This window comes from Pseudomonas sp. NFACC45 (assembly GCF_900113505.1).
GTDB lineage: Bacteria > Pseudomonadota > Gammaproteobacteria > Pseudomonadales > Pseudomonadaceae > Aquipseudomonas > Aquipseudomonas tehranensis.
Window position 1 is genome coordinate 179,875 of the sequence record NZ_FOPO01000005.1, and the last position, 12,133, is coordinate 192,007.

General features: G+C 60.5%; 10 protein-coding genes. 5 read left to right on the plus strand and 5 right to left on the minus strand.

What is annotated here, in order from left to right:
* Window positions 1-53 precede the first annotated feature (53 nt).
* From BM132_RS10965 to BM132_RS10975, 3 genes are all read right to left on the minus strand, one after another.
* Entirely contained in the window at window positions 54-761 is a 708-nt protein-coding gene (locus BM132_RS10965; protein ID WP_092455222.1) for a cupin domain-containing protein, read from the minus strand.
* A 34-nt stretch (window positions 762-795) separates the two neighbouring features.
* The gene (locus BM132_RS10970) at window positions 796-1,653 is read right to left on the minus strand and encodes a GNAT family N-acetyltransferase (RefSeq protein ID WP_092455224.1); all 858 of its coding nucleotides are present in this window, start codon (window positions 1,651-1,653) and stop codon (window positions 796-798) included.
* Between the two features lie 215 nt (window positions 1,654-1,868).
* Window positions 1,869-2,795, minus strand: coding sequence for a 2-hydroxyacid dehydrogenase (locus BM132_RS10975; RefSeq protein WP_092455226.1), 927 nt, complete (start codon window positions 2,793-2,795; stop codon window positions 1,869-1,871).
* A gap of 287 nt (window positions 2,796-3,082) precedes the next feature.
* Between BM132_RS10975 and gabT the strand changes: the two genes are divergently transcribed.
* The 3 genes from gabT (at window position 3,083) to BM132_RS10990 (ending at window position 5,655) form a co-directional block, all read left to right on the plus strand.
* Entirely contained in the window at window positions 3,083-4,375 is a 1,293-nt protein-coding gene (gabT, locus tag BM132_RS10980) for a 4-aminobutyrate--2-oxoglutarate transaminase (RefSeq protein ID WP_092455228.1), read from the plus strand.
* 90 nt (window positions 4,376-4,465) lie between these two features.
* The gene (locus tag BM132_RS10985; RefSeq protein WP_092455230.1) at window positions 4,466-5,122 is read left to right on the plus strand and encodes an HAD family hydrolase; all 657 of its coding nucleotides are present in this window, start codon (window positions 4,466-4,468) and stop codon (window positions 5,120-5,122) included.
* A gap of 44 nt (window positions 5,123-5,166) precedes the next feature.
* Complete coding sequence (locus BM132_RS10990) at window positions 5,167-5,655, plus strand: Lrp/AsnC family transcriptional regulator (protein WP_076385388.1); 489 nt, start codon at window positions 5,167-5,169, stop codon at window positions 5,653-5,655.
* A gap of 14 nt (window positions 5,656-5,669) precedes the next feature.
* Here the strand turns inward: BM132_RS10990 and BM132_RS10995 are convergent, their stop codons facing one another.
* Together BM132_RS10995 and BM132_RS11000 are read right to left on the minus strand one after the other, a co-directional pair.
* Window positions 5,670-7,847 (minus strand): ATP-binding protein, encoded by a 2,178-nt coding sequence (locus BM132_RS10995; protein ID WP_092455232.1) that lies wholly within the window; start codon window positions 7,845-7,847, stop codon window positions 5,670-5,672.
* Between the two features lie 192 nt (window positions 7,848-8,039).
* The gene (locus tag BM132_RS11000) at window positions 8,040-8,993 is read right to left on the minus strand and encodes an alpha/beta fold hydrolase (RefSeq protein ID WP_092455234.1); all 954 of its coding nucleotides are present in this window, start codon (window positions 8,991-8,993) and stop codon (window positions 8,040-8,042) included.
* Between the two features lie 343 nt (window positions 8,994-9,336).
* On the opposite strand from BM132_RS11000, the gene BM132_RS11005 reads away from it, so the two are divergent.
* Complete coding sequence (locus BM132_RS11005) at window positions 9,337-10,083, plus strand: substrate-binding periplasmic protein (RefSeq protein ID WP_092399059.1); 747 nt, start codon at window positions 9,337-9,339, stop codon at window positions 10,081-10,083.
* Between the two features lie 136 nt (window positions 10,084-10,219).
* Window positions 10,220-12,073, plus strand: coding sequence for an ABC transporter ATP-binding protein (locus tag BM132_RS11010; protein ID WP_092455236.1), 1,854 nt, complete (start codon window positions 10,220-10,222; stop codon window positions 12,071-12,073).
* Window positions 12,074-12,133: the final 60 nt, after the last annotated feature.

A 12,133-nucleotide genomic window follows, 5' to 3' on the forward strand; every position in this document is an offset into this window, starting at 1 on the left:
GCATCCACCGCAGATCCCCTGTGGGAGCGAGCCTGCTCGCGATAGCGGTGGTGCTATTTGACGACGTAGATCTTGCGTACGTAGACGTGACTCGTCCAGGCGCACGGCGCATTCTGCGGTACGAACACCGTGTCGCCGGTATTGACCGCCAGGTCGGTGCCGTCGGCTGTCTGCAGGGTGACGCTGCCTTCAATCAGGTGCATCAACTCATGCAGTTTGTGGGGCCTGGCTTGGCGAGTGTAAGGCGTTGAGTCCCAAACGCCGATGCGCAGGTTGGTGGCTTCTTCGACAAACAGATTGTGCGAGCGACATTGCGGTGGCGGGCTGAGCAGTATGGCTTCATCGGGGGCCGCCGAAGGCGAGAGCAACGTGTGGGCCGGGAGTGCTGTCAGCCCGGGCTCGCTGGTATTCACGCGCTGGGTATCGGCACAGAAGGCCCATAAAGACTCAGCTTGCGCGTCGATCTCAAGCGCCGTACCACGGGCGATCACCGCGCTTTCACCGGCGCTGAGGCGCAGCGTTTGTGCCTGGCTGCGCAGTTCAACGCCTCCGGCATGCACCACGATCATTTCGCTGAAGGGATACTGGTCGCTGCTGAACCCACCGCTGGCCCGGACGATACCAGCGGCGATGCCATCCGCCCCGGCATAAGCGATGAGCCTGTCGAATGGATCATTGGCGCCCAATGAGCCTGGGGTGAACGAGGTTGAGGCGGGGCTGCCGTCGGCATGGGCCAACAGCACTGCAGTGGGTTCGAGCATGAACAGGATTCTCCAAAATAAGCGATGGGATTTGTCAGCCAACGGCCTGGGTCACCAACACAAACTGCCGCACCGCGCCGCTCGCTTGCGGTGGCGTGCCGCGAGCCATTTGGGCGACGGTGTCGACTTGCTTGAGGCCCGCGTCTTCGAGCCAGGGGCCCAGCCCGGTGTCGGAGGGAATGTCGATCCGAACGAATGCATCCGGCACCCGTGCCAGCAACACGGCGATCAGGTGCCGGGCCTGTTCAGGGTTCTGCGCGATGACCGGACCGATGCAACGGCCACGTCCGAAGGGGCGCAGCAGGGCGAAAGCGCACAACTGGCCGTCCCGCTCAATACCCACTGCATGCTCAACGACATCGAACAGATCGGTGAGCACGACCCCACGGTCCAGGCCACTTCCGGCATTGGCCAGTGTGATCATTTCGGCGCGATCGGCTTCGGTCAGCGGGCGGCAGCGTTCGTTGGCGGCCAATGTCTGCGGTGCAGGCGGTAAAGCCAGGCCTTGATGTTGCTGGATATGCCCAAAGTCCACGAATCCCTGACTGGCATACAGCGGGGCGCCGGCCAGCGTCGCATTGAGGATGGCAGTACGCGAGCCGCACGCTTCGATGGCCAGCTCCATCAATTTGCGACCGATCCCCTGGCCCTGGTACTCGTTATCGACGATCACCAGGCCGATGGTGGCGTAACTTCCCTGGGCACAGGTGAATGCAGTGCCGATCAGGCGGCCCTGATCCTCAACGACAAAACCTTGGGCCACGCGCTGCAGCATCGCCCAGTCCTCCAGGCGATGGGGCCATTTCAGTTGCACGGATAGGGCGTGTGCCGAGGGGACATCGGTAGCGGTCATGGCACGATAGACGTAGTCAGGGCATTTCGAATTGGACATGGCAGATCACCATTGAGTGAGGGGGTAATCAGTCGGATTTATCCGCGGATAATGTTTGTATCTCACCTGCAAGCAAGCCTTACAAGGGGCGCAAAACGATTCGGCAGGTTCCTTCTACAACGACGCTTGCGGCCACATTTCTTGCTCAAATCAGCGGCCGGGCCGGCAGTAAATACCGGATGGTTTTTTGCCCGATGCACCTTGTCATGCACGGGTCAGTAGCTGCGCTCACGGTCCACCAGACCCCGCATCGGTTCGCCCCGTTGATGCCGGCGAATATTGTCCAACAACACGCCGAACGCACTCTCGGGTTGAGTCATCGCTGCGATATGGGGGGTCAGCATTATTTGTCGATGGTTCCAGAACGGATGATCCGGCGCGGCCGGTTCCTGTTCCAGCACGTCGAGCACCGCCGCGCTCAACTGGCCGCTGGCAAGGGCTTCAAGTAAATGCGCTTCTACCAAATGCCCACCGCGGCCCATGTTGACCAGGGCCGCGCCGTGGGGCAGATGCTGGAACAGCTGGCGGTTGAGAATTCCCTTGGTCTGCTCGGTCAGCGGCAGGACACACAGCACAATGTCGCATTGGCTGAGGAAGGCCGGCAGTTGCCCGGTTCCGGCAAAGCACTGCACTCCATCAATGTGATGTTCACTGCGCGCCCAGCCTGACAAGGCGAAACCAAAGGGCTTCAAGGCGTTGAGTATGTGACGGGCCTGCAACCCCAGGCCCATGACCCCGACCCGGCGCTGCTGCGCAGGCACCAACCGGTGTGCTTGCCAGCACCGCTCGGCCTGTTGCTGGCGATAGCGCAACATGTCCCGGTGCAAGCTGAGCACGGCGAAACTGGCGTATTCACACATACCCTGGCTGATGCCCGGGTCGAGCAAGCGCACCACCGGCAGCGTTGGTGGCAAGCGGCCCAGATCCAGTTGATCGACCCCCGCCGACAAGGCGAACAGCACTTGCAGGTTGGGCAACAAGGTTTCGATATCGTCCGGTGCCTGCCAGGCCGCCAGGTAACGAATATCCCGCGGATCGCCGATGTCCGGCCAGGCACGCCATTGGATATCCGGCGCGTGTTCGGCGAACAGGCGCTTCCATTGTTCACCGCGCACCGGGTCGGCTTTGTAGAGCAGGGCCATGAGGTCATTTCTCGCATGAAATAAGGAAGTAACAAGCATGCCTTAATGGCAAAGCAGGATCTGTCGAAAGGCCCCCCCTGGGAACATCAGGCTGCGTTGTATGGCGCGCAAGTCAGCAGATTCCATGGGGTACGAGGCCCTTGGAGGATTCTGCTGTTTGCCGGGGTGTAAACAGTCGATCCGAATTTCTCAACGACCAAGTTCGGCTTAGACAATCGTGTCGAACGCTTAACCTGTGAACACACCGCAGCCGCTTCCTGGTTGCGAGGCTCACGATGGGAAATGCCATGAACAGTAAAGTCGAAGAAACCCCCAGCCTGCTCCGTCAGCGTGATCAGTATGTGCCGCGAGGCCTGGTCACCGCACATCCACTGGTGATTGATCGGGCCCAGGGTTCGGAGCTGTGGGACGTGGACGGCAAGCGCTACCTGGACTTCGTCGGCGGCATCGGGGTCCTGAACATCGGCCACAATCACCCCAAGGTGGTCGCGGCGGTGCAAGCCCAACTGCAGAAAGTCACTCATGCCTGTTTCCAGGTCGTGGCCTACCAACCTTATCTGGACCTGGCCAAGCGCCTGTGCGAAATGATCGGGGGTGAGCAAGCCTATAAGGCGGCGTTCTTCACCTCAGGCGCCGAAGCGGTAGAAAACGCGGTGAAGATCGCCCGAGCCTACACCCAGCGCTCGGCGGTGATCGCCTTTCGCGGCGGCTTCCATGGCCGGACGTTGTTGGGTACCACGCTCACCGGCATGAGCCAGCCTTATAAACAGAATTTCGGACCGTTCGCACCGGAGGTGTTTCACACGCCCTATCCGAATGCCTACCGGGGTGTCACCAGCGAAATGGCGCTCCAGGCGCTGGACGAACTGTTGGCCACTCAAGTGGCGCCTGAGCGGGTCGCAGCGATCATCATTGAGCCGGTGCAAGGCGACGGTGGTTTCCTCTCGGCGCCCGTCGAGTTCCTCCAGGGCCTGCGCGCGCTGACGGAAAAACATGGCATTGTGCTGATTCTCGATGAAATCCAGACCGGATTTGGTCGCACCGGTAAATGGTTCGGCTTCCAGCATGCCGGCATCCAGCCAGACCTGGTCACGGTCGCCAAAAGCCTGGCCGGCGGCTTGCCGCTGTCGGGTGTGGTCGGCAAGGCCGAAATCATGGATGCGCCACTGCCTGGTGGACTGGGCGGCACCTATGGCGGTAACGCGCTGTCGTGCGCGGCGGCGCTGGCGGTGATCGAGGCCTACGAGCAGGAACACCTGTTGGCCCGTGGCGAGGCCCTGGGCGAGCGGCTGCGTCAGGGGTTGTTGCGCCTCCAAGCCCGTTACCCGCGCATTGGCGACGTGCGTGGCAGCGGCTTCATGCTGGCGATCGAACTGATCAAGGATGACGTTGCACGTACCCCGGATGCCGACCTCAACCAACGCTTGATCGACGAAGCCCGGGCCGGTGGATTGCTGGTTATCAAGTGCGGGGTGTACCGCAACGTATTGCGCTTCCTTGCCCCTCTGGTGACCAGCGAGGCGCAGGTCGATGAAGCATTGCAGATTCTCGACGCTGCGCTGGCACGGGTCATGGGCTGAAGGCCCGGCGTTCATGGCGTTTGCCAGGGCAAGCGCCCATGCATATCAAAAGGAGCGTGGATCGATGGGACATCAGCGGAGGCTTTACCCATGAGGTTGACTGAGTATCGGGCATTGTTGATCGACTGCGATGAGGTGCTGGTGGATCGGGACTCCGGCGTCTGGACCGCGTTGCAACCGTTGCTGGAGAATCACGGCGATACGCCTGACAAGTCACAGGTGCTGGCCGAGTTCGACGAGGTGCTGCAAGCGCTGTATCCGCGCTTCGGCGAGTTGGGCTTCAGCGGTTTGCTGTGTTTCGCCCACCGTCAGTTGGCCGAACGCTGGAAACTCAAGGTCAGTTGGGAGGAGGGCATGAGCTTCGCCCGCTCGGCCGCCGCCTGGACGCTGTTCGAGGATGCGCCGGGGGCGATGCTCTACCTGCGCAAGTTCTATCGCCTGTTGGTGCTGGGCGACCGCGATGCAGAAGACCGGGGCGCGTTGTGCGAGCGCCTGGGCATCGAGCCGGAGGATTTTATTTCACTGGCCAGTGACCCCTTGCACGATCCCGCTTGGCTCAAGGCCAACGACCTCGATGCGCAGGCTATTCTTCAGGTGACCCGTCCGGGCGCCCGCCCAGCCAAGGTCGGGGCGGTTTGCCTGATTTGTCGCAACCCCGACAACCCACCCAAGCCATGCGCAGGCCAGCATTGCATCAACAGCATGGCCGATCTGGTGGCTCAGCATCAGCTGTCTTTACGGTGCTGATTTTGTTAGAAGATTGTCTTACAAATGGCAGGCAGAGGTAGGCGATGGAAGGTGTAGCGAAACTGGACCGGATCGACATCAGCATTCTGGTAGAGCTTCAAAAAGACGGCCGCATGACCAACGTCAGCCTGGCCGATGCCGTGGGGCTTTCCGCCAGCCCATGCCTGCAACGGGTCAAACGGCTGGAATCGTTGGGGTACATCTCCAGCTACAAGGCCCACTTGAACCTGGCCAAGATTACCGATTCGGTGACGGTCTTCACCGAAATCACCTTGAGCGACCATAAGCGCGAGGACTTCGCCAAATTCGAATCCAACATCCGCCTGGTGGATGAAGTGCTCGAATGTCACCTGATCAGCGGCGGCTACGATTATCTCGTGCGCTTCATGACCCGCAGCATCCAGGATTACCAGGATGTGATGGAAAGCCTGCTGGACAAGAACATCGGCATCTCCAAGTACTTCAGCTACATCGTCATCAAATCGCCTGTGCGCAAGGACGAGATTCCGTTGCGCAAGCTGCTGCGGCATTGATTGATTGAAACGTTTTACGCTGATTCAGCGCCGTCATCACTGGCGTGAATCAGCGAAGCCACCTGCTGCCCCAGGTCGGTCAAGCTGAAAGGCTTGGTCAGGATGCGGGTCGTGGCATCGACCGAAACCAGGCTTTTACCTTCGGCGAACCCAGTGATGAACATCACTTTGAGCGAGGGATATCGGGTCTTCATTGCATCCGCCAGAGCGACACCGTTCATCGTTCCGGGTAGGCCGATGTCTGTGAGCAACAGGTCGAGATGCGCCATTTTCTCGACCTGTTTCAGGGCAGAGGCACTGTCCAGGGCCTCGATGACGCGATAGCCGGTTTCGGTCAGGAACTCCGAAACCGTCTGGCGAATAGCCGCTTCGTCGTCGACCAGCAGAATCGTTTCGTTGGCGCCTGGTTGCAGTCGCGCAGCCTCCGGCTCAGCGTCCTCCGGCCGAGCGGGGGACTGGCTGACCACCGGGAAATACATCGTCACGGTCGTTCCCACCCCGACGCTGCTCTGAATCTTCACTTGCCCGCCGGATTGCTGGGCAAACCCGTAAATCATCGACAGGCCCAGACCGGAACCTTCGCCAATGCGCTTGGTGGTGAAAAACGGATCGAACACGCGCGGCAGGATGTCGGCGCTGATCCCGGTGCCTGAGTCCGCCACCGATATCGCCACATACAGTCCGGCGGGCAGCATCTTTTCACTGCAAGATTGCGCGTCGATAGCGCAACGTTGTACGTCCAGCTTCAAGGTCCCGCCACCGGGCATCGCATCCCGAGCGTTGATCGCCAGGTTGAGCAGCGCGTTCTCCAGCCCATTCGGGTCGCATTTGATCGGGTCGTGCCCCCTGAAAGAACATTCGACATGAATGCTCGGCCCCACGGAACGCCGGATGATTTCTTCGAGGCCGGCCACCACCTCCCGAGGTTCGAGCACTTCCGGTTGCAGCGATTGCTGCCGGGAAAATGCCAGCAGGCGCTGGGTCAGGGCGGCTGCACGGGTTGCCGAAGTCAGGGCGACAGAGTTGTACCGGGACAGCTCGTCATAACGTTGATTGTCGATGTTTCGTTGCATCAACTCCAGGCTGCCGGTGATGCCGGCCAGAAGGTTGTTGAAGTCGTGGGCGATGCCCCCGGTCAGTTGGCCGACAGCTTCCATTTTCTGGCTTTGGCGCAGTTTGGACTCGGCCAGCGCGCGCTCTTGTTGTTCGGCTTCAAGCTGCCTTGTTCGGACAGCGATGCGTTCTTCGAGCAACTCGTTCCAGTCCCTCAGCGCCGCCTCCAGTTGCACCCGCTCGTGAATGTCTTCGACGGTGCCATACCACTGTTCGCAGCGGCCTTCAGGGTCCAGGCTGCAAAATGCACGGATTCTGAACCATCGATATTCTCCCGTGGACTTGCGCAACTGGATCTGCGCGTCGAAGGGTTGCAAACTGGCCAGCGACTGTTTCCATAGCTTGGCAAATGATAGCCGGTCATCGGGATGCACTGCGTTTAACCACTGGCGTCCCAATGTCTGCGCCGGCGACCTTGCGGTGTATTCATACCAGCGTTGATCCAGTGACGTCACCGCGCCATGGCTGTCGGCCGTCCAGGGCCAGAGCGGAGTGAGCTGCGCCGCGATTCGGTAGTGCCTTTCGCTTTCACGCAATTTTTCTTCGGTCAGGCGCATGGCTTGCATGGTTTGCGAGCGCCTCAATGCGGCACCGAGGAGGTTGCTGTAACCGCGCAGAAAATCGATATCGCTCTGGCTAAACTGCCTGGGGCTGCGACTGTCGACTTCGAATATTCCGAAAGGCCGTGTTTCGCTGGCTCCGTATACCAGTACATTGACGAACGCCTGAACGCCGTTGCGCTTCTGGAAATCGTGATAGTGAAAGCGTGTTTCTGTTGAGGCATCCGTGGAAATGACGGCGTTGCCGGTGTCCAGGGAATAGCGTTCCGGGGTTCCTGCCAGGGCCTGCACCCGTACTTTTCCCACCACCCCGGGTGCCCACCCCACACCGTTACGCACGAGGAAAGTGACACCGTCGTCTTCCAGCAACATGAACTTCGCCAGATGGGTTTCCAGCGCCTCACCCACCAGGCGACACGCCTCATCCAGAATGTGCTCCAGGTCGTCTGAAACCAGGGCCAGCTCGCCGAACTCGGCAAGTACCTTGCGTTGACGTAATAAAGTGTCTTCGATTGCCATATGGGTCACCCTGAGTACGTCTTGAATATCCGAGGGTGGGAGGACGGCTAGGTTCACATGAATTGATGAGCGTGCCGGCCACAGAGCGTTGACGAACGCAAAAGCCCTTCCTGAGAAGGGCTTTGCAAGGTGGATGCAGTATCTGTGACGCTCCCTGAACAACGGAGGGAGCGGGCAGTGCATGTTCCGGTTCTATTCCTGAAGGAACGTCAGCAGATCCTGGTTCAGCCGATCCTTGTGCGTATCGGTCAGGCCATGCGGCGCGCCGGGGTAGACGATCAGGCGCGCACCCTTGATCAGCGCCGCCGAGGCCCTGCCTGAAGCATCGATAGGCACGATCTGATCGTCATCGCCATGGATCACCAGCGTCGGCACATCGAACTTCTTCAAGTCGCCACGGAAGTCGGTCGCCGAGAAGGCCGCGATCGACTCATAGGTGTTCTTGCTGCCCGCCTGCATGCCCTGGACCCAGAACGACTGGATCAGCCCTTGGGACGGCTTGGCACCCTCGCGGTTGAAGCCGAAGAAGGGGCCGGAAGCGATGTCCAGGTAAAGCTGCGAGCGGTTCTCCAGGGATGCCTTGCGCAGCCCGTCGAACACCTCGATGGGCAGGCCGCCGGGGTTGGTCTGGGTCTTGAGCATCAGCGGTGGGACGGAGGAGACCAGCACGGCCTTCTTCACCCGGTCGGTACCATGGCGACCGATATAGCGAGCCACTTCGCCGCCCCCCGTCGAGAAACCCACAAGGGTGACATCCTTCAAGTCCAGCGCTTCAATCACCGCCGCCAGATCGTCGGCGTAGTGATCCATGTCGTTGCCCTCCCATGGCTGGCTGGAGCGTCCGTGGCCGCGACGGTCGTGGGCAACAACGCGGTAGCCTTTGGCGGCGAGGAACATCATCTGCGCTTCCCAGCTGTCGGCGTTCAGCGGCCAGCCGTGGCTGAAGGTGACCACCTGTCCATCGCGGGGGCCCCAGTCCTTGTAGTACAGCTGCACGCCGTCTCGGGTGGTGATGTAACTGGCGGACTGGATCACGCTGCCGACGGCGGACGCGCTAGCGCCGGCCTGGGCGGGCGATGCAGCCTCGGCGCTGAGGGTAGCCAGTGCCAGTGTCGCGATGGCCAGGGTGCGATTGAGTGTGTTCATCGTTTCTCTCTCCATAAGGGGCGGATTGTGATCTGCTGCGATCGTCATCGATCGCGTTGGTGGGCAGATTAGAGAGAGAGGCCGATGACGAGAACGGCGATGGTATCGATAGCAACTATGGGAATAACAGATACCTGAAACCCGCCAGTTTGACTCCTGCAGCTCAATCATTGTGGCGATCAGCCGAAGAAGCGGGTGGTCTCGGAAATTCTGGAACCAAGAGATTGCCAAAGGCAGGAGTGTGGATTGCACCAGCCGTCAGCCACGGGTTTGCGTCTATGCTTGTTCTGTGAGTTTCCACCTCGGCCTTGCGCGAACACCGAACGGCTTATCAGGAGAACACGTGAGAATTTCGACACCGGCTGCGGCGCTGCTTTGTCTATTGCTCGGCACAGGGGTCAAGGCCGGAGAGTACCAGGTCGTTACCGAAGAATGGGCCCCGTACAACTACCAGGAAAACAACCAGCTCACCGGTATGACCACGGAGATCGTGCGGGCCATCATGGCGTTGACCGGGGATGACTTTGAGGTGCATCTGCAGCCCAGCATGCGCGCCACCCAGGTACTGAGGACCCGCAGCAAGACCATCATGTTCTCGTTGTTCCGCACGGCGGAGCGCGAGCCGTTATACAAGTGGGTCGGGCCGATCGTGGAGGAGTCCATTTACGCCTATCAACTGGCCAATGCGCCGCCGGTGAACTCCCTGGAACAACTGCTGCACGCCCCGCAGATCACCACCCGTCATGCCGGCCTGGTGCCCCAGATGCTGCAGTCGCTGGGTTTCAATAATGTGGACAAAAGTGCAACCGAGAGCAAGTTGCTCTACCGCATGTTGCTCGCCGGGCGCACCGGCATCATCGTCGGCGACACCGATGCCGGAGTGGCTTACTACAGCCGCCAGTTGAACATCGCGCCGGGCACGCTGCGCAAAATTCCCATCGAGCTCTATCGCTCGTCGCTGTACATCGCGTTCAGCCTCGATTCTGAGGACGAGGTGGTGACTGCGTGGGCCAAGGCTTTGGAGCAGTTGCGCCGTTCGGGCGAGGTGGAACGGATTCAGCGGCGGTATGAGAGGGTTGTTGGGCAGTGAAAGCACGATCGTTGTGGGGCATGGTGCAAACTCGATGGAGTTGCTGGCGCTCAATTATGGTTTGCTCAACTTCCAAACCCCTCAAAGCCACCTTTAAATGCCAGAATCTCTCCACTGGATCGTTTTGGAGATCACCATGCTTCGCGCTTTTGAACAACGGCTCGACCCTTTTCCGCCCGACGAGGTCCCCCCACCACCTGACGGTCTGGCGCGGTTCCTGTGGGCCTGCACGCGGGGCGCCCGCGGTTACATCCTCGCCCTCGCGCTGCTCAGTGCCGCTGTGTCGATTTACGAAGCCTGGCTGTTTTCCTTTCTCGGGCAGGTCGTAGACTTGCTCTCGGTTTGGCAAGCCGGCGGCGATGCGGCCAGGCAGGAGAGCCGCGTGCTGTGGGGCATCGGCGCGGTGCTGGTGACGAGCATCGGGCTGGTCGCGTTGCGCACGATGGTGCAGCACCAAGTATTGGCGATCAACCTGCCGTTGCGGTTGCGCTGGGATTTTCATCGGCTGATGCTGCGACAAAGCCTTTCGTTCTTCTCCGATGAGTTTTCCGGCCGGGTCACCACCAAGGTGATGCAGACCGCGCTGTCCGTGCGCGAAGTGTTATTCACCCTCATTGAGGTCGCTCCCGGGATCGGGGTGTACTTCATCGCGATCATCGCGCTGGCCGGCGGCTTTGACCTCAAGCTGATGCTGCCTTTCATCGCCTGGGTGGTGTTGTTCGGGCTTGCCATGCGCTACTTCGTGCCCCGCCTTGAGAAAGTCGGGCAGGAACAGGCCAATGCGCGCTCATCCATGACCGGGCGCATCTCAGACGCCTATACCAACATCACCACGGTGAAGCTGTTCTCCCACACCAAACGCGAAGCACACTTCGCGCGCGCGGCCATGGAGGATTTCAAGCAAACCGGCTTTCGCCAGATGCGCCTGGTCAGCCAGTTCGAGATCGTCAATCAGGCATTGGTGGTCGGGTTGATCATGGGGGCAGGCGGTTATGCCCTTTGGCTATGGCACCAAGGCGAAGTCGGCCCAGGTGCGGTGGCGGCGATTATCGCCATGGCGTTGCGCATCAATGGCATGTCGCACTGGATCATGTGGCAAATGACCTCGCTGTTCGAGAGCATCGGCACCGTACAGGATGGCATGGCGACCTTGACCCGTGGCCCCAAAGTGCAGGATGCGCCGCATGCCGGCGCGCTGGTTACCACCGGCGGTGCGGTGACCTTCGACAAGGTGAGTTTCAACTACAACGGCGAACGCCAGGTGCTCGATGGCCTGAGCCTGAGCATTCGCCCGGGCGAAAAGATCGGGCTGGTGGGCCGCTCCGGCGCCGGGAAATCCACGCTGATCAACCTGCTGCTGCGTTTTTACGACGTGGACGAGGGTGAGATTCGCATCGACGGGCAGAACATCGCGCACGTCACCCAGGACAGTCTGCGCAGCGCCATCGGCATGGTCACTCAGGACACTTCGCTGCTGCACCGCTCCATTCGCGACAACATCGCCTATGGTCGCCCCGATGCCACCGACGCGCAAATCCGCAGCGCGGCGGCCAGTGCCCAAGCCGATGGGTTCATCAGTCAACTGAGCGACAAGCAAGGCCATAGCGGCTACGACACCCTGGTGGGCGAGCGGGGTATCAAGCTTTCGGGTGGCCAGCGTCAACGCATCGCCATTGCCCGAGTGATGCTCAAAAATGCCCCGATCCTGCTACTGGACGAAGCCACCAGCGCGCTGGATTCAGAGGTCGAAGTCGCCATCCAGGAAAGCCTCGATAAAATGATGAAGGGCAAGACCGTGATCGCCATCGCCCATCGGCTGTCTACGATTGCCGCGATGGACAGGCTCATCGTCATGGATGACGGACGCATTATCGAACAAGGCACCCACGCCGAACTGCTCGGGAAAAACGGGACCTATGCGCGGCTATGGCATCACCAGAGTGGCGGATTTCTGGGGGAGGATCAGGGCGTGGCTGAGGCGGTGGAGTAGGTATGAGGGTGTAAATGCAGCCAGGTCTGTTCAGGCGCCGCAATCGGGTGCTTGGCGGCA

Coding starts and splice junctions, on each gene's coding strand:
- BM132_RS10965 (WP_092455222.1), bottom strand. CDS start 761: ATGCTCGAACCCACTGCAGTGCTGTTGGCCCATGCCGACGGCAGCCCC.
- BM132_RS10970 (WP_092455224.1), bottom strand. CDS start 1,653: ATGTCCAATTCGAAATGCCCTGACTACGTCTATCGTGCCATGACCGCT.
- BM132_RS10975 (WP_092455226.1), bottom strand. CDS start 2,795: ATGGCCCTGCTCTACAAAGCCGACCCGGTGCGCGGTGAACAATGGAAG.
- gabT (WP_092455228.1), top strand. CDS start 3,083: ATGAACAGTAAAGTCGAAGAAACCCCCAGCCTGCTCCGTCAGCGTGAT.
- BM132_RS10985 (WP_092455230.1), top strand. CDS start 4,466: ATGAGGTTGACTGAGTATCGGGCATTGTTGATCGACTGCGATGAGGTG.
- BM132_RS10990 (WP_076385388.1), top strand. CDS start 5,167: ATGGAAGGTGTAGCGAAACTGGACCGGATCGACATCAGCATTCTGGTA.
- BM132_RS10995 (WP_092455232.1), bottom strand. CDS start 7,847: ATGGCAATCGAAGACACTTTATTACGTCAACGCAAGGTACTTGCCGAG.
- BM132_RS11000 (WP_092455234.1), bottom strand. CDS start 8,993: ATGAACACACTCAATCGCACCCTGGCCATCGCGACACTGGCACTGGCT.
- BM132_RS11010 (WP_092455236.1), top strand. CDS start 10,220: ATGCTTCGCGCTTTTGAACAACGGCTCGACCCTTTTCCGCCCGACGAG.